Origin of the sequence: Streptococcus sp. Marseille-P7376, from assembly GCF_902460385.1 — a bacterium.
In the GTDB taxonomy this organism is placed as follows: domain Bacteria; phylum Bacillota; class Bacilli; order Lactobacillales; family Streptococcaceae; genus Streptococcus; species Streptococcus sinensis.
Genome location: NZ_CABPTS010000019.1, coordinates 1 through 16,180, shown reverse-complemented (window position 1 = coordinate 16,180; position 16,180 = coordinate 1). Strand labels below are relative to the sequence as shown.

Here is a 16,180-nt window from a genome sequence, read left to right as displayed (position 1 = left end):
GTTATAGTAATCGTTGAATATGTAAGACTAGATAAACTCGCTCACTATGATACAAGTCTATTCCAGTTTTCTGAGCAATAATCTCATAGAGACTGCTTCCAATTTGATAGGCTTCAGGATAAGTCAGTTTAATCTGGCTCTCCATTTCTAGCAGCGCAACATTGTCATCGCGGCTTCTATCCAAGTAATCTAAGAAATAATTGAGATGAATCATGAATCGGTCATAGAAGTTACTATTATTAGCTGTTCTTCTAATTCCTTGCTTCCTTAGCTCCTCTTCCACAGCATTTAGAATGTCTTTTCGCTTATCTAAGTGACTTTGACCTACAGGAGTGGAGTCGCCTTCTGCATTGATAAAATGATATGCAATTCTGTTCACTTCATCATCAGGAAAACTATCTAAGAGCCGATCCCGATAAATAGCCACTGCTTCTTGTGCGATTTGATAAGGAACTGGGTATTTCTCTGAAGCATCCGGTAGGTCACTAGCCTTGTAGCGGCCCTGCTGGACTGCTTGATAAGAACAGTAGATATGATCCGTCAGCGTAACGTAGATGTACTCCTGAACAGGGTAATGATACTTCTTAGAAAGAGTATCAATCACATCATAAGTCACCGTGATAAAGTCCAGCGGAACATCTTTGAGCAAAGCTACAAAGTTCTCTTTTAATTCTTCTGTCCTTAATCGGAAGATTTTTTCAATCTTGCTTTCAAGAACAACATCCCCTTTCTTCTTATTAAAAGCGATGCCACTGCCAATCAGAACAACTTCTTCCTGATGCTCATTCTTAGCTAAGGCAACATTGTTATTCATAGGATGTATGATTCGATACATAGCTCCCTCCTTATCATTTTATTGAGCTTTTGTGAAATAAAAATGACCGCAAATAAACGGAAAATAACAAGAATACTTGACTTTCCCAATTCATTTGCGGTCACGCCTAATCCAACTTAGTAACGCTCACCCTATTCAACTTATGGTTTAATTATAACATATCAAAACGACAATGTAAACCCTTACTTTTGATTTTTTTAAACATTTTCATTTATTTTTGATGATTTCAAACTAAAACCAATCATTGGCCAATCTTACAGATCAAATACCAATGATTGACTTTAGTCCAAGAAAGCTTTAGACAAGCGTATTGAACTAAAATAGCTGCTTTAAACTCTCTCTTTCCAAGAGGTAGCTGTTTTTTGAAGAACCTTGTTGAGCTCATCAATGTTTTCAAATCCTGTTGTACGGAGCCACTTACGAGCTGCCTCTTCGCCTTGCTCAATGTAGTCTTTGACACTACCAGCCCAAGTCGCACGTCCGCAGAGAACGCCGTTGAAGTTAGCACCTGACTCATGAGCGAAAACAAGTGTTTCTTGGAAGAGTTTCGCAGATACACCCGCACTCAAGTAGATGTATGGCAGGTTGGTTGCCTCATCTTGTTCCTTGAAGAAAGCAGCTGCTTCAGCTTTTGTATGCACCACTTCGCCATCGCCAAATCCTTCTACATATTTGACATTGACAGGAACTTCTACTTTCAGGACATCGATGTTAAAGCGCGGATCTGAGAAGACTTTCATCGCTCCAATGACCTTGTGTGGTTTTACTTTGGCGTATTCAGCGCTGGAAGCATCCGCAATCTTTTCATCATAAGCCAAGATTTCAAGGAAGAAAGGAATATCTTCTGCCACACACTCTGAGCCCACACGCTCGATATAAGCCTGCTTTTGTTGGTTGAGCTCGTCAGAGCTATCCACATCATAGTAAAGGAGGAATTTCACCGCATCTGCACCCTGTTCTTTGATGCGTTTTGCAGACCAAACATCCAGACAGTCTGGCAGGCGCTTGGTGCTAGACGTATCATAGCCTGTCTTTTCATAGGCCAATAGCAAGCCAGCATTCTTATCCAAAGCCTTCGTAGCAGGCAGTCCATACTCAGGATCCAGCAACATAGAAGAAGCATAAGGGGTCAGCTCTTCTGCGACCAAAACTTTCAGTTCTTCCATTTGTTCTACAGTTGGTTCTGCTTCTTGGTATTGAGCCATGAGGCGTTTCAAAGCACCGCGTTGATCAAAAGCCAAGGCAGAGATAATGCCATTCTCGTCAGAAAGTTTTTCCATGTACTTGCGTTTTTGTTCTGTTAATACCATTCTTTATACCTCTTTTACTGTGATTTGATTGTATAGGCCGTCATAGTTTTCAACGTTGACATGACCGGTCATTTTTTCTTGGGCATTGAGCATGCCAAGAACATTAGCTTTTTTGAGCAGGGAGACAGCATCTTCTTGATGGCTTAAGGCTGAAGAAATCCCTGCAACAGTTGAGTCACCAGAGCCAACTGGATTGACCACTTGGATTTTAGGAATATCTACTTTATAGAAAGTATCCCAGTGCTTGGCAAAGGCTCCATCTGCACCAAGTGATACGATAATCCACTCGATTCCCTCAAAGAGCGGTTCTGAAAGGACAGCTTTTAACTCATCCAAATCTTTTGAAACCTCGCGACCTAATAACTGAGAAAGTTCCTCATTATTAGGTTTGATGGCAGTTGGTTTGACATCTGATTTGAGCACAGCTTCCAGAGCTGCTCCAGAGCAATCCAGCACTACCTTATTGCCAGCTTGATTAGTCATTTCAATCAGCTGGATATAGTATTCTGTCGGTAGACCCGCTGGCAGACTTCCTGAAATACTGACAACATCTGCCTCAGCCATCAAAGACCGGAAGTGCTCTTGGAAATCCCTTGCCTCATCAGCTGTAATAGTCGGACCTGCTTCCAGGATTTCTGTTTGCTTGCCTTCGTGCAAGATAGCAATACAATTTCTCGTATCTCCCGAAATATTATAAAATAATGGCCGCACATCTTGATGAAGATTCTGCAAGAGAAATTCACCATTAGTCCCACCAATCAGTCCCGTCGCAGCGACATTGTCTCCAATTTCCGCCAAGACCCTGGTTACGTTGAGCCCCTTTCCCCCTGCTGTCTTACTGACTTCTGAAACACGATTAACAGTATCTATTTTCAATTCTTCTAATGGATAGGAAATATCGATAGAAGGATTCATGGTCACTGTAAGAATCATCTGGTTACCTCACTAGTCGTGGTATTCTCCACGATCCCATTTTTCAAGAAATTCTGTAAAGAAATTATCATCTGCCTGATGAGCATTGTGACTTTCAACGTGCTCAATCTTGGCAATCAGCTTTTTGTTTTCTTCGGTTGGCTTGTACTCCGCATGAATGAAAGCTTCGATGATGTCACACATGAGGAGCTCACCAGTAATTTTTCCGCCAAAGCCGATAACGTTGGCGTTGAGCTCTTCCTTAGCATAGAGAGCCGAGGTCATATCGCGCACCAGAGCTGAGCGGATGCCAGGAACTTTATTAACCGCATTGTTAATCCCGACACCAGTACCGCAAATACAGATTCCCAGATCCGCCTTGCCACTGGCCACAGCTTCCCCTACCTTTTTTCCGTAGATAGGGTAGTGGGTCCGTACATGGTCATACGTTCCGTAGTCCTGTACTTCGTAGCCTTTTGATTTCAAGAAATCCACGACCGCCATTTTTTCATTGGTAACGATATGGTCACATCCAATTGCAATTTTCATTTGATTTCTCCTTTTCTTAGCACATCTTGTTGAGCATGTCAACCCGGATTTGGTGACGGCCGCCGTCATATTTCCCATTGACAAAGCCTTTGGCAATATTCTTAGCTATCCCTTCGCCAACGATTTCAGCTCCCATTGTAATCATGCGAGAGTTGTTATGGCCGCGAGTCATGTAGGCAGAGCGTTCATCTGAAACTTCCGCCGCAACCATGCCCTTGATTTTGGTCGCTACCATGAATGGGCCAGCCCCATAAGCATCGATAACAATACCAAGATTTTCCTCTTGCTTATTCACCTCAGCTGCAACTGCAAGGGTCACATCAACAAAATCCTGACCTTCTTTCGTCACATCCACCACTTCAAAGTTTTCTCCGACGAGAAAATCCTTGACCACATCTTTCAGCTTGCTTCCAGCAGCATCTGCTCCAATAATAATTGCCATGAGCATTCTCCTTTTGATTATTTTTTAACAGATTTATGTTTATCTAAATCACTATCTGTTTTCTATAATCATAATATACTCCTTTTTAAGTTTATTGTCAACACTTTTTTGTTTATTTTAATCAAATATTTTTAAATAATGTTATAGATAAACAAAAAGCTCTTATCCAGAGCATTTTTGTCTATTCCTTATGAGATAACTTTAGTATGCACTTCTAATTCCTCATGAACTGTATCGGAAGTTTGATCAATGATAACTGCTGTAATTTCAGATAGAGGACAGATGGAAGTGAAATCTTCCTTATCAATCTTAGAAGAATCAATCAACAAATATGTCTCCGTCGAGCGCTCTAAGGCCAGCTTTTGGGTGTAGGCCTCTTCAAAGGAAGAGATCATGATTTGTCCACCTTTAATGCCGTTACAGCTGAAGAACATCTTAGTAAAATACATGCGCTCCATGATAGCGTTGGTCATCTCTCCTACAAAGGCTTGACTAGTCTCCCGCATTTCCCCTCCAAGAAGAAAAACTTTAAAGGTATCTGACTTTTTCTTGAGCAGGTCATTAAAGATAGGCAGGCAGTTGGTAATCACGCGCAGATTTTGATTGCTTATTTGCTCGGACAGCACTTCTACAGAAGTCCCTGGACCAAGGAAAATGGTGTCCCCATCCTCAATCAGCTGCACAGCCTTTTTAGCAACGGCTCGCTTAGCTTCAATATTCTTGAAGAGTTTCTCTTCGTGAGGAATTTCGTGATATTGTTGGGCTTTATTACTTTTAGCTCCACCAAAAATACGAGTCAATTTCCCTTGATTTTCTAGCTCTGTCAAATCACGTCGAACAGTCATGTCAGAGACTTTCAGGCTTTCCACAATTTGAGCAACTGTAATCGTTCCAAGTCTATCTACCAGCTTAACCAATTCGTCTAATCGTTCAATCTTATTCATTTTCGACTCCTCCATCTCCCGTTTTCTTCATTATAACTCTTTTCTTTTTTATTTTCCACAGTTTTTGTTTGTTTTAAACAAAAAACTTTGGATTTTACATAAAAAATGAGCAAGCATGCTCGCTCTTCTTGCTCTGGTAGCTAATAAACTGATGCCTACTTTAGATAAAACTACTTAAAATCCCCTGATTCTGCACCACTAGGTAGATACCTAGTAAAATGAGCAAAAAAATAGAAGCAACTTAATCAGTCCTTTGACAAAGCGGATTGCCACAAGAATCATCATCGAACCGACCAGCCATATAAAGGCTGAAGTCTTAAAGAAGCCTTGAACAGCTTGACTGCTTTCGCCGAAAAATGCCTGAAGCGGCACTGGAATATGATTTTGCCAAACATCGGTCAGACCGATTTGATTGGCAATCTCTATCCCACTTTTCCAAAGCCAGGCAAAAATTCCTGAATTAAAGATAAAAAGGGAGACTTGCTCCTGAAAGCGTCTAATAAAATAGAAAATAGTTTTTAACATGATACTACGATTGATACAGTTCTCTTACAGCTTGAACATCTACTGGCTGGATACTGTAAAAAGAACCAGCCGACTGCATCACAGAATCCTCCTCGTTATGATCTAAGCCGATAGCATGACCCAATTCGTGCGCTGCTGTATTTACGATACGTTCGTGTGAATAGCCATAGCGGTCATTGAGTAAGTAGTAAGCATTCAAACGGACGGTAACCTTTGTAAAGCGCTGAGTGAGTAGATTAGTCTGAGACTCTGCTTCACCAGCTGCTGGCACATTTCCATCGTTCATTTCAGTTGCAATAATATCTGCCGAATCCTTATCTTCAGTGAGGGTAAAGGTAAAGGCCCCTGTCTGATTCCAAGAATCAATAGCTTCTTGATAAGCAGACCGAAAGGTTTCATTTTGTGTATCAATGTAAATGCTGGCGCTCGCCTGCTCCCAACGACTGCCTGTAGCGATATGCTCATCTGTCATTTGGTCGGTTTGCTGACTGTAGCTGCCAAATTCTGTTGTAAACCCTTGGCCATTGAAAAGTTGCTCCATTCGCACTACCGCAGCCTGAACTGCTTGGGACAAACCAGCTGGCCCACTATCTGTCGAAGTCGTAAAATAAAAAACACCAACGATTACTACGAAACTAAGAACTGCGGACCAAATCAAGCTCCAGACCAGCCGCCAAATAAAACGAAATAAGAAACAAATACAATTAAAAATAAATCTCATAGCAACCTCCACTTCTCGGATTGTAAGAGAAGATAGATTCTATCAATACTGTCTTAAACAAAACTAAAAAGCTCTCTTTTCTATAACTATAAAAGAAAATGACTACAAATCTGCAACCATTCCTTTTCATTCTAATTAAATTTTAAGAACCTGTAGTCAGACTGACCCGACCGCTGCTATAGTCTAGCTGAATCCCTTTTTGCACATTGGGAACGAAGACATTGAATTCCAAACTTCCATCACTGGACTTAGCCTCTAAATGCGAGCCAGATGGTACAAGATCATTGTCCGAGGTATAGATCAAAGTGACACGATAACGCACCCGCTTATTCTGATCCAAGGCACGACGAATCTGGCTTTCATAATAATTCTGGCCCGTCGAGCTGTCTTTATTAGCCTGATTGGCCCAGGCTGTTTGGACTGCAATATTGGCTGGATTGCTAGTGGAAGCATCAAAGCCCTTTAAACCACCGACCAAAGAGTAAGCCAAGAGATGCCCGCGATCCACCGCATGATGATAATCACCCGATAGATGTTTGACTTGGTGCCAACCAGCAGGAACCCAAGAAGTAGAGCCATTTCCCGTTTCTTCCCGTGATTTATACTGGCGTGTTGATTTGGTAAGCAAGGCATTGGCTACTGTGGGAACAGTATGCCCCTGAACAATCTTCGTTTTATTATCCGCATAAGGCAAACTAGAAACTTTGGCATTCAAGTTTGTTTGATTTCTATTGATGACGAAAGCCCCTGCCCCATTCCACTCGATTTTTCCTCCAAGTTGAGAGCGCACTGAGTCTGTGAGAACACTTTCTGACAGAGCTTGGTCAGGTGTGCTAGTCTCCTTATTTTGGCTGACGACTGCAGGTGTGTTTAGCGCTGGTGTTTGATTGCCATTTCCAAAAAAGTAGGCTCCCAGCGACAAGCTCAGTGCAACCAGAAGCCCTGCCACAGTCTGCACAGATTTATTACTTTTTCTTAGGATTTTCTTTCTTTTTGGCATAATTCCTTATCCATTTAAAAGGACTGTGCTAGGATAATTGCACAGTCGGGATGCTATGTCATACTCTTGGAAAATCACTGACCCGTAAATTTGGAAATAATAGTGTCCCAAGTTTTTGGCGATAAAATAGACCAAGGATTGTCTCCATTTCCAATCACACCATAACCGATGACCAGACCAAGACAAAAAATGATAAAAGCAAGTAGCAGAACCAAGGCAACAATTCCGAGCTGTTTACCTAAATATTTTAAATTTTCACTCATCGTCTTCTTCCTTTACACGTTTGATATTTGCACCAAGAGCTGCCAGCTTTTCGTGAAATTTATAGTAACCGCGGTCCAAATGGACTAACTTGCTAACTTTTGTTTCTCCATCAGCAATCAATCCCATCAAAATCAAGGTTGCACTGGCCCGAAGGTCTGTTGACATTACTTCGGCTCCTTGCAGGCTGCCACCACCCCAAATCCGGGCTGTGTCCCGCATAATGTCGGAGTGAAGCCCCATCCGCCGCATCTCTTCTAAATGCTGGAAACGATTCTCAAAGACCGTTTCAACCATGACGGATTCTCCTTGGGCTATCGCCATCAAGGCAGTAAACTGAGCCTGCATGTCCGTCGGGAAACCTGGATAAGGCAAAGTTTTGACCGAAACAGCTTTTAACTTTGAAACATCCGAGCGGATGCGAATTCCTGCATCTTCTTCGGTCACTTCTACTCCCATTTCCTGCATTTTTGATAAAAGCGGACGGTTGTGCTCCCAGATAGCGTCCTCAATCAGCAAATCACCGCCTGTCATGGCAGCACCCACCATAAAGGTCCCAGCTTCAATGCGGTCTTGGACTACATTATGCTCAGCTCCATGGAGTTTTTCCACACCGATGATTGTTATATTCTCCGTTCCTGCTCCTCTGACTCTAGCGCCCATTTTATTTAACAAAAGGGCTAAATCAACAATTTCAGGCTCTCGAGCAGCATTTTCGATAACAGTTGTGCCTTTAGCCAAAGTCGCAGCCATCATAATATTCTGCGTTGCGCCAACACTTGGGAAGTCCATATAGATATGCGCTCCCTTTAAGCGGTCTGCTTTGGCCTCAATGTAGCCCGCAGACTGTGTAATCTGAGCGCCCATTGCCTCCAAGCCCTTCAAATGAAGATCAATCGGACGGCTTCCAATCGTACAACCACCCGGCATGGATACTTTAGCATGCCCATTTCGAGCAAGAATCGGCCCTAATACAACAATTGAAGCCCGCATTTTGCTGACATATTTATAGGGAGCTTCCTCAGACAAAGGCTGAGTTGCATCCACTACTACAGTGTTTTCGTCTCGGTTAAAATTCACCTGCGTATTCAAGCCTCGAACAACATTGTTCATGGTAAAAACATCCGAAAGGACTGGAACATTTTTGAGTGTCGTTTTTCCTTCACTGACCAATACCGTTGCAGCTAACAGCGGCAGCACCGCATTTTTAGCTCCCTCAATCTTGACTGTTCCAACCAGACGATTATTTCCACCCTGAATAATAATTTTTTCCATACTAACTAGCTACTCCAAACATTAAAAATTCATCCCTACTATCATACCATAAAATCAAAAATCTGACCTTACAAAGTACCGTTAAAGATTGCCCGACTCATATCATAGATGCCAATAAAAAATAGACTGGCCATGTAGCCCAAGGCAATACTCAACAATAATATCAAAAAACGAATTTTGAGAGCATTATCAGCATTTACTTTTAGAAATCTTTCCCAACTTACTACAGTAGACAGAAGATGAAAAGCAAAGAAAATAAAGAGCAGGTGACTGCATAATCGAAATATTAATTCTATCATAGTTTTTATTATACCATAAGAGCAGTAATTCCTAGCGGAAAGAAACGTAAGCCAACAAAAAAAGAATGGCATTTCCATTCTTTTTTTGCTTATTACATTCTTGTTCCAACGTTAATCCGGTTGATGGCACGCTGAAGGGCAATTTTAGCACGGCGCTCTTGGTCAATCAGATGCTTGTCTTGAGCTTCTTCGATCTCTTTCTCAGCACGCAGTTTGGCCCGCTCGGCACGGCTAATATCAATATCACGCGCACGTTCTGCTGAGTCTGCGATAATGGTAATCACATTGTCAGCTATCTCTACAATACCACCGTTGACCGCAATCCAATCAATATGCTTATCATCATCGACCCGGCGCACCTTGACCTGATCCACTTCCAAAACAGCGATTGTATTGATATGACGAGGCAAAATCCCCATTTCTCCGTCAATCGTTTTTACGGAAACAAATGCAGCACGGTGGTCATAGACAAGACCATCCGGTGTAACGATTTGTACTGTCATTTGAGCCATCATTCACCTCTTAGAATCCCATTTTTTCAGCTTTAGCAATGACATCCTCAATTGAACCGACACCGCGGAAGGCATCTTCTGGTAACTTATCATACTTTCCTTCGAGGATTTCTTTAAAGCCACGAACCGTCTCAGCTACAGGCACATAAGATCCCGGCTGACCAGTAAATTGCTCAGCAACGTTGAAGTTTTGAGAAAGGAAGAATTGAATCCGACGCGCACGCGCAACCAAGGTCTTTTCTTCATCTGACAATTCGTCCATACCTAGGATTGCAATGATATCCTGCAATTCATGATAACGTTGCAATACGCGTTTAACTTCAGCAGCCACCGCATAGTGCTCTTCACCAACAATCTCAGGAGAAAGAGCCCGAGAGCTTGAAGCGAGAGGATCCACGGCTGGATAAATCCCCAATTGAACCAATTTACGTTCCAAGTTGGTTGTAGAATCCAAGTGGGCAAAAGCCGTCGCTGGCGCTGGGTCAGTATAGTCATCGGCTGGCACGTAGATGGCCTGGATAGAAGTTACAGACCCCTTCTTGGTTGAGGTAATCCGTTCCTGCAATTGTCCCATTTCTGTCGCAAGTGTTGGTTGGTAACCAACGGCTGACGGCATCCGACCCAAGAGCGCAGAAACTTCCGAACCTGCTTGCGTGAAACGGAAAATGTTGTCAATGAAGAGCAAGACATCTTGACCTTCCACATCACGGAAATATTCTGCAATCGTCAAGCCAGTCAAAGCAACACGCATACGTGCCCCTGGTGGCTCATTCATCTGACCGAAGACCATGGCTGTCTTTTCGATAACGCCAGACTCCTTCATTTCCCAGTAAAGGTCATTCCCTTCACGCGTCCGTTCTCCAACACCGGTAAATACAGAAATCCCACCGTGTTCTTGGGCAATGTTGTGAATCAATTCCTGAATCAGGACGGTCTTACCAACTCCGGCACCACCGAAGAGTCCGACTTTACCACCTTTCAGATAAGGTGCTAAAAGGTCGATAACCTTGATACCTGTTTCTAAGATCTCTGATGAAGTAGACAACTCATCAAAGGTTGGAGCTTTTTTATGGATTGGCTGGCGCTCTGCATCATCCGCAAAAGGAGCATCCAAGTCAATGGTATCTCCCAAAACGTTAAAGACGCGACCAAGTGTTTCTTTTCCGACTGGTACAGAAATTGGACGGCCAGTATCTAGCACTTCCATGCCACGAGTCAAGCCATCGGTTGATTCCATGGCAATGGTTCGAACCACTCCATCACCAAGCTCAAGAGCTACTTCAAGGACGATTTTTGATTTTTTTTCGTCATTTTTATAGACTACAAGTGCATTATTGATCTCAGGTAGCTTGTCCCCAGCTGCAAACGCTACGTCTACAACTGGTCCGATAACCTGAGTAATTTTGCCTGAGCTCATTCTTTTCTCCTCTTTATAATATTTATTTTCTGTGACACTATTCCAGTGCACTTGCACCCGCCACAATTTCAGTAATTTCCTGCGTGATAGCTGCTTGTCTAGCACGGTTATACTGAATGGTCAAATCATTGATCACTTTTTTGGCGTTATCCGTTGCAGTCTGCATGGCCGTCATACCGGCTGCATTTTCAGCAGTCTTGGCATCAATAATGGCTCCGTAAATCATACTTTCAGCAAACTGAGGCAAGAGCTGATCTAAAATCGCATTTCGACTGGATTCTAGTTCTAGATTGAGGATATAATTCTCATCCGCTTCACTAGGATCCAAATCGACGATTGGCAACATCTGCTCTACCCGCATCTGACTGGTCAGACTGTTGACATGGTGGTTATAACAAACATAAAGTTCATCGAAAAGTTCATTCTGATACATTTCAATCGTTTTGGAAATGATTTTCCGAACTTCATCAAAACTCGGCTGATTGGGTAAACCGCGCAACTCATAAATCGGCTGAATTCCACGTGCACGGAAGAAATCAGCTCCCATACCTCCAATAGAAATAATAACATAATCCCCATTTTCATGGTATTCTGCAATTAACTCCATCATTGATTTGAGGATGGTTGCGTTATAGCCACCGACCAAACCGCGATCTGACGTAATGACGATATAAGCCGTTTTCTGAACCGGTCTGTTCTTGAGCAGAGGATGATGACTAACATTTTCTGCCTCATGACCATGCAAAAGGTCGGTCAAGAGTTTCCGAACCTTAGAAGCATAGACCTGAAAATTTTTAGCTGCTTCTTCGGATTTCCCCAACTTAGATGCAGAAACCATCTGCATAGCATTGGTGATTTGACTGGTGTTTTTTGTGGATGCAATTTTATTTTTGATATCATTTAATGAAACTGCCATCTGACACCTCTATTCTTATTTGAAGTTAGACTGATTGATAAATTCAGTAATAGCGGCGTCCAGCACTTCTTCACTCGGCAAATCTTTCGTCTGACGAATGGTTTCATAAATGTCTTCATGATGAGCATCAAAGTAAGTGAAGATCTCATCTTCAAACCGAAGAATCTCATCCACTGGCACAGTATCCAAGAAACCGTGAGTCAGTGCATACAGGATGATAACTTGCTTTTCAACTGGCAGCGGCTCATGAACTGGCTGTTTCAATACTTCTACCGTACGGCGGCCGCGATTGAGTTTAGCCTGAGTTGCTGCATCTAAGTCGCTACCGAACTTGGTAAAGGCTTCCAGCTCACGATAAGAAGCAAGGTCGATACGCAGGGTTCCTGCAACCTTCTTCATAGCCTTGATTTGTGCAGAACCACCTACCCGTGATACAGAAGAACCCGCATCAATGGCTGGCCGGATACCTGCATTAAAGAGGCTATCACTGAGGAAAATCTGACCGTCTGTAATAGAAATCACATTGGTCGCGATATAGGCTGAGATATCTCCTGCCTGCGTTTCAATGAATGGCAAGGCAGTAATTGAACCACCACCCAGCTCATCAGAAACCTTAGCTGAACGCTCCAAGAGACGGCTATGCAGATAAAAGACATCCCCCGGGAAGGCTTCACGACCTGGCGGACGGCGAAGCAAGAGAGAAAGTTCACGGTAAGCCACCGCTTGTTTAGACAAATCATCATAAACGATGAGGACATGTTTGCCATTGTACATAAACTCTTCTGCCATCGCTACACCGGCATAAGGTGCCAAGAAAAGCAAAGGAGAAGGCTGAGAAGCAGAGGCTGTTACCACGATGGTATAGTCTAAGGCCCCATACTGGCGGAGGGTCTCAACCTGCGTCCGAACAGTAGATTCCTTTTGACCGATGGCAACATAGATACAGATCATATCTTGCCCTTTTTGGTTGAGGATAGCATCGATGGCAATACTAGTCTTACCAGTCTGACGGTCACCGATAATCAACTCCCGCTGACCGCGACCGATTGGTACCAGTGCATCAATGGCTTTCAATCCTGTTTGCAGAGGCTCAGAAACGGATTTCCGCTGCATAACCCCTGGAGCTGGCGCTTCAACAGGACGTGTTTTATCCGTAACAATCTCACCCAATCCGTCAACAGGACGACCGAGCGGATCCACGACACGACCAATCAATGCATTTCCAACAGGGACCTCCATGATTTTACCGGTCCGACGAATCGTATCGCCCTCACGAATATCTGTAAAGTCACCCAAGATGATGATCCCAATGTCAGTTGACTCCAAGTTTTGAGCCATACCGTAAGAGCCGTTTTCAAAAATCAAGAGCTCCCCGCTCATGGCATTATCAAGACCGTGGGCACGAGCGATTCCATCACCAATGTAAGTGACGACCCCAGTTTCTGTGACGTCAAAATTTGGCTGGAAATTTTCAATTTGTTGCTTAATTAAAGCGCTGATTTCTTGTGCGTTAATCGCCAAAATTCACACCACTTTCTATTTCAAATTTTCTTTTACGAGTTGTAATTGACGTTTTATACTTGCATCAATTGTCTTATTATTGGCTGAGATGACAAAGCCACCAATCAAATCGGCATCCAATTCTTGCTTGAGAGCGCGAACCTTAAGGCCCATTTTTTGCTCAATAATTGGCTTCAATCTTTCTTTTTGGCTTTCTGTCAATGCTTGAACAGATTTGACTGTCACTTCAAATTCATTGCTTTTCTTCTCAATCTGGTGCTGAATTTCTACCAACATATCGTAGAATAAAGCTGCTCGATGATTGATAATAACGACTTTGATAAAGTTATCAATCAGCTGTGAATCTGAGTTTTGGAAAAGTCGAAGAGCCTTCTCCTTCTCTCCCTCATCAACGCCAATATGTGATAAAAAGTCAGCAAGATTTGTTTCCTCAAACACGGCCCTAATTTGGCTTAGTTTTTCAAAAACATCTTGTTGCTGAGCTTTTTCAAATACTAATTGAACAAAAGGCAAGGTATATTTTTCAATTACCGCATAGTGCTTTTTGTCCATTAAGCATCTCCTAATTTATCAATATAACGATCAATGAGCTCACTGTGTGCTTTTGTATCAAGCTGCTGGCTCAAGATCTTACTTGCAAGACTTACTGTTAGGTCAGCCACATCGTCTTTAATGCTATTCAAGGCTTCTGCCTTGCTTTGAGCAATTTCCTGATTGGCTTTTGCTTTCAAACGTCCAGCTTCTTCAGCTGCATCCGCTAAAATTCCAGCCTTATTTTTTTCAGCTGTTTCCTTAGCATGTTCGATAATCGTCGTTGCTTCCTGACGACTTCCTGCTAATTCATTCTCACGTTTTTGCGCAAGTTCCTCAGCCTTTTTACGGGCTGACTCAGCCCCGTCAATATCATCCGTAATCTTTTTAGAACGTTCTTCTAAGATACTGGTAATATTGCCCCAGGCAAACTTCTTTACTAAAAAAATTAATAAAAGGAAGGAACCAGCGATGAGAATAAAGTCACCAATAATGGCACCGATAGTTACGTGCATTCCTTTTCTTCCTTTCTACTTACTATTCTTCACCGTTTATTTTCTTACCGATATACATCGAAGACAGCATGGTAAAGACATAGGCCTGGATACATGAAATAAATATCGAGAAGGCTGTCCATAACATACTACCTAGGAAAGCAGCTGGATACCAATAAAATGCTTGTTGTGACAAGGTAAGCAACAAGCCAGCCAAAACTTCCCCTGCAAAGATATTTCCGAAAATCCGCAGAGCTAAGGAGGCAAAATTGGTAAATTCTTCCAAGATATTCATTGGAGTCATAAATCCAGGTGTTGCAAAAGCTTTTAAGTAATCTTTAAAACCACGACGACGGATTCCTTCCACATGACTAATCAGCGTAATGATAAAGGACAAGGCTAGGTCATAGCCCAAATTTGCCGTCGGTGAGGTCCAGAGATTGTAGCCATTGGTGGTTTGAATTTTAGCCATCAAACCGATATTATTGGCAACTGCAATAAAGAGAAACAAGGCAAACATAAACAAAGAATAATCCTTGATATAATGTTCCCCAATATTTTCTTTGGTAAAGCCAATGACAAAATCATAGACGTATTCTAGTAAGTTTTGCTTTCCTTTTGGTCGGATGGACATTTTTCTACTGCCCCAGTAGATAAAGCCAAAGACCATCAAAACGGTCACAAGTGACATAGCAAGTAGGGTCAAATCAAAGGATATTGGGCCTAGCTGAATAGTCGGATTAAGACTCTCTTCCAAGGTTTGACACCCCCTTTTCTAAAATAGAAAAAACTATTTGATAATGAAAGACATAACCAAGGTAACGAAGAAAGTACCTTCAACAAAGGCGACACCCATGATGAGCAAGCTTCTTAATTGATCAACCATTTCTGGCTGACGTGAAGCTGCTTTAAACAGATTACTCATAATCAAACCTTCAGCTAATGAGACGCCAAAGCAGGCAATACAAAGTCCTAAAAATGTTAAATTCATGATGAATTCTCCTTTTATATTTTTTAAATGTACCCCATTAGTTTACTCCTAATAAAGGTAATAGTCAATTGTTTTTTGATATTGTAAGCGTTTTTTAGGCTTTTCTTTTTAATCCATGAAAGCCCTTAGCTCAACTGGCTTTTACTGAACGACATCCCCTTGTCAAATTCCTATTTCCAGAACCCAACAAAAAAAGAGCATAGGATTTCCAGTTAAATAATTGCTGATTCTAAACAGCAATCAGACCTATTATACTGCTGTCTGCGACATCCTGATTAAAGGTAGCTATATTTTCAACCGCATCAGCCAAGCTCTTTTGGACATTGTCACTTGTTTATTGAAACTGACTCCCAAATGCTCAAAATCAATTATTCGGCCTGCCCCTCTGACAGTTCTATCTTTATCTACAATATCTTCAACATCATCTCACTAATAAAGCTTTATTTGGATAAGCTCATTCTTATATTTTATAAAGATATACTATCTTTATTATTAATTTCTATTTTACCATATTTAAGAGAGAATTTCTAGACAATGCCAAGAGTAGGTATGACAAACGTACACAATGCCTAGAGTAGGTATGACAAACGCATAAAAAAGGCTCTATAATTTCTGTAGTGGGTAAATCCACCGCAGGGATTATGGAGCCTATTTTGTTGTAGAAAAAAAGTCCCATAAGACCTATAATGAAAAGCAACGAAACCATCATTAGAAAGAATCTTATG

At 42.1% G+C, this 16,180-nt stretch carries 19 protein-coding genes and 1 pseudogene; all 20 read right to left on the bottom strand.

The window, feature by feature from the left end; genetic code table 11:
• Position 1: 1 nt before the first annotated feature.
• Positions 2-835, bottom strand: coding sequence for a PRD domain-containing protein (locus FZ952_RS09010; protein ID WP_148881422.1), 834 nt, complete (start codon positions 833-835; stop codon positions 2-4).
• Positions 836-1,164: 329 nt separating this feature from the next.
• Positions 1,165-2,145: a tagatose-bisphosphate aldolase gene (gene lacD / locus FZ952_RS09005; protein ID WP_148881421.1), complete on the bottom strand. Its 981-nt coding sequence runs from the start codon at positions 2,143-2,145 to the stop codon at positions 1,165-1,167.
• Between the two features lie 3 nt (positions 2,146-2,148).
• On the bottom strand, positions 2,149-3,078 hold the full coding sequence (locus FZ952_RS09000) for a tagatose-6-phosphate kinase (protein ID WP_148881420.1): 930 nt from the start codon (positions 3,076-3,078) through the stop codon (positions 2,149-2,151).
• 12 nt (positions 3,079-3,090) lie between these two features.
• Entirely contained in the window at positions 3,091-3,606 is a 516-nt protein-coding gene (lacB, locus tag FZ952_RS08995) for a galactose-6-phosphate isomerase subunit LacB (protein ID WP_148881419.1), read from the bottom strand.
• Between the two features lie 16 nt (positions 3,607-3,622).
• Complete coding sequence (lacA, locus tag FZ952_RS08990) at positions 3,623-4,048, bottom strand: galactose-6-phosphate isomerase subunit LacA (RefSeq protein WP_062199582.1); 426 nt, start codon at positions 4,046-4,048, stop codon at positions 3,623-3,625.
• 188 nt (positions 4,049-4,236) lie between these two features.
• On the bottom strand, positions 4,237-4,992 hold the full coding sequence (locus FZ952_RS08985) for a DeoR/GlpR family DNA-binding transcription regulator (RefSeq protein ID WP_062199584.1): 756 nt from the start codon (positions 4,990-4,992) through the stop codon (positions 4,237-4,239).
• A 160-nt stretch (positions 4,993-5,152) separates the two neighbouring features.
• A pseudogene (locus FZ952_RS08980) lies at positions 5,153-5,517 on the bottom strand (hypothetical protein).
• Between the two features lie 4 nt (positions 5,518-5,521).
• Positions 5,522-6,238: a matrixin family metalloprotease gene (locus tag FZ952_RS08975; RefSeq protein ID WP_148881418.1), complete on the bottom strand. Its 717-nt coding sequence runs from the start codon at positions 6,236-6,238 to the stop codon at positions 5,522-5,524.
• A gap of 142 nt (positions 6,239-6,380) precedes the next feature.
• Positions 6,381-7,238, bottom strand: coding sequence for a DNA/RNA non-specific endonuclease (locus tag FZ952_RS08970; RefSeq protein WP_148881417.1), 858 nt, complete (start codon positions 7,236-7,238; stop codon positions 6,381-6,383).
• A 74-nt stretch (positions 7,239-7,312) separates the two neighbouring features.
• Positions 7,313-7,501 carry a DNA-directed RNA polymerase subunit beta gene (locus tag FZ952_RS08965; RefSeq protein ID WP_037616288.1) on the bottom strand — a complete coding sequence of 63 codons (189 nt, stop codon included), beginning with the start codon at positions 7,499-7,501 and terminating at the stop codon, positions 7,313-7,315.
• The gene (gene murA / locus FZ952_RS08960) at positions 7,494-8,774 is read right to left on the bottom strand and encodes a UDP-N-acetylglucosamine 1-carboxyvinyltransferase (RefSeq protein WP_148881416.1); all 1,281 of its coding nucleotides are present in this window, start codon (positions 8,772-8,774) and stop codon (positions 7,494-7,496) included. Before murA ends, FZ952_RS08965 begins: the two co-directional genes overlap by 8 nt.
• Positions 8,775-8,842: 68 nt before the next feature.
• The gene (locus tag FZ952_RS08955) at positions 8,843-9,073 is read right to left on the bottom strand and encodes a DUF1146 family protein (RefSeq protein WP_062199880.1); all 231 of its coding nucleotides are present in this window, start codon (positions 9,071-9,073) and stop codon (positions 8,843-8,845) included.
• A gap of 92 nt (positions 9,074-9,165) precedes the next feature.
• Positions 9,166-9,588 carry a F0F1 ATP synthase subunit epsilon gene (locus FZ952_RS08950; RefSeq protein WP_148881415.1) on the bottom strand — a complete coding sequence of 141 codons (423 nt, stop codon included), beginning with the start codon at positions 9,586-9,588 and terminating at the stop codon, positions 9,166-9,168.
• A gap of 7 nt (positions 9,589-9,595) precedes the next feature.
• On the bottom strand, positions 9,596-11,002 hold the full coding sequence (atpD, locus tag FZ952_RS08945) for a F0F1 ATP synthase subunit beta (RefSeq protein ID WP_005589740.1): 1,407 nt from the start codon (positions 11,000-11,002) through the stop codon (positions 9,596-9,598).
• 37 nt (positions 11,003-11,039) lie between these two features.
• Positions 11,040-11,918: a F0F1 ATP synthase subunit gamma gene (locus tag FZ952_RS08940; RefSeq protein ID WP_148881414.1), complete on the bottom strand. Its 879-nt coding sequence runs from the start codon at positions 11,916-11,918 to the stop codon at positions 11,040-11,042.
• Positions 11,919-11,933: 15 nt separating this feature from the next.
• Positions 11,934-13,439, bottom strand: a complete 1,506-nt coding sequence (gene atpA, locus FZ952_RS08935; RefSeq protein WP_148881413.1) for a F0F1 ATP synthase subunit alpha — start codon at positions 13,437-13,439, stop codon at positions 11,934-11,936.
• Positions 13,440-13,454: 15 nt separating this feature from the next.
• Entirely contained in the window at positions 13,455-13,991 is a 537-nt protein-coding gene (locus FZ952_RS08930) for a F0F1 ATP synthase subunit delta (protein ID WP_148881412.1), read from the bottom strand.
• Positions 13,991-14,485, bottom strand: a complete 495-nt coding sequence (gene atpF / locus FZ952_RS08925; RefSeq protein ID WP_005589735.1) for a F0F1 ATP synthase subunit B — start codon at positions 14,483-14,485, stop codon at positions 13,991-13,993. The genes FZ952_RS08930 and atpF overlap by 1 nt, the downstream gene beginning before the upstream one ends.
• A 22-nt stretch (positions 14,486-14,507) precedes the next feature.
• A complete protein-coding gene (gene atpB / locus FZ952_RS08920; protein ID WP_045496788.1) occupies positions 14,508-15,221 on the bottom strand; it encodes a F0F1 ATP synthase subunit A in 714 nt (237 codons plus the stop codon).
• Between the two features lie 33 nt (positions 15,222-15,254).
• Positions 15,255-15,455 (bottom strand): F0F1 ATP synthase subunit C, encoded by a 201-nt coding sequence (locus FZ952_RS08915; protein WP_005589732.1) that lies wholly within the window; start codon positions 15,453-15,455, stop codon positions 15,255-15,257.
• Positions 15,456-16,180 lie beyond the last annotated feature (725 nt).

Coding starts and splice junctions, on each gene's coding strand:
- FZ952_RS09010 (WP_148881422.1), bottom strand. CDS start 835: ATGTATCGAATCATACATCCTATGAATAACAATGTTGCCTTAGCTAAG.
- lacD (WP_148881421.1), bottom strand. CDS start 2,145: ATGGTATTAACAGAACAAAAACGCAAGTACATGGAAAAACTTTCTGAC.
- FZ952_RS09000 (WP_148881420.1), bottom strand. CDS start 3,078: ATGATTCTTACAGTGACCATGAATCCTTCTATCGATATTTCCTATCCA.
- lacB (WP_148881419.1), bottom strand. CDS start 3,606: ATGAAAATTGCAATTGGATGTGACCATATCGTTACCAATGAAAAAATG.
- lacA (WP_062199582.1), bottom strand. CDS start 4,048: ATGGCAATTATTATTGGAGCAGATGCTGCTGGAAGCAAGCTGAAAGAT.
- FZ952_RS08985 (WP_062199584.1), bottom strand. CDS start 4,992: ATGAATAAGATTGAACGATTAGACGAATTGGTTAAGCTGGTAGATAGA.
- FZ952_RS08975 (WP_148881418.1), bottom strand. CDS start 6,238: ATGAGATTTATTTTTAATTGTATTTGTTTCTTATTTCGTTTTATTTGG.
- FZ952_RS08970 (WP_148881417.1), bottom strand. CDS start 7,238: ATGCCAAAAAGAAAGAAAATCCTAAGAAAAAGTAATAAATCTGTGCAG.
- FZ952_RS08965 (WP_037616288.1), bottom strand. CDS start 7,501: ATGAGTGAAAATTTAAAATATTTAGGTAAACAGCTCGGAATTGTTGCC.
- murA (WP_148881416.1), bottom strand. CDS start 8,774: ATGGAAAAAATTATTATTCAGGGTGGAAATAATCGTCTGGTTGGAACA.
- FZ952_RS08955 (WP_062199880.1), bottom strand. CDS start 9,073: ATGATAGAATTAATATTTCGATTATGCAGTCACCTGCTCTTTATTTTC.
- FZ952_RS08950 (WP_148881415.1), bottom strand. CDS start 9,588: ATGATGGCTCAAATGACAGTACAAATCGTTACACCGGATGGTCTTGTC.
- atpD (WP_005589740.1), bottom strand. CDS start 11,002: ATGAGCTCAGGCAAAATTACTCAGGTTATCGGACCAGTTGTAGACGTA.
- FZ952_RS08940 (WP_148881414.1), bottom strand. CDS start 11,918: ATGGCAGTTTCATTAAATGATATCAAAAATAAAATTGCATCCACAAAA.
- FZ952_RS08930 (WP_148881412.1), bottom strand. CDS start 13,991: ATGGACAAAAAGCACTATGCGGTAATTGAAAAATATACCTTGCCTTTT.
- atpF (WP_005589735.1), bottom strand. CDS start 14,485: ATGCACGTAACTATCGGTGCCATTATTGGTGACTTTATTCTCATCGCT.
- FZ952_RS08915 (WP_005589732.1), bottom strand. CDS start 15,455: ATGAATTTAACATTTTTAGGACTTTGTATTGCCTGCTTTGGCGTCTCA.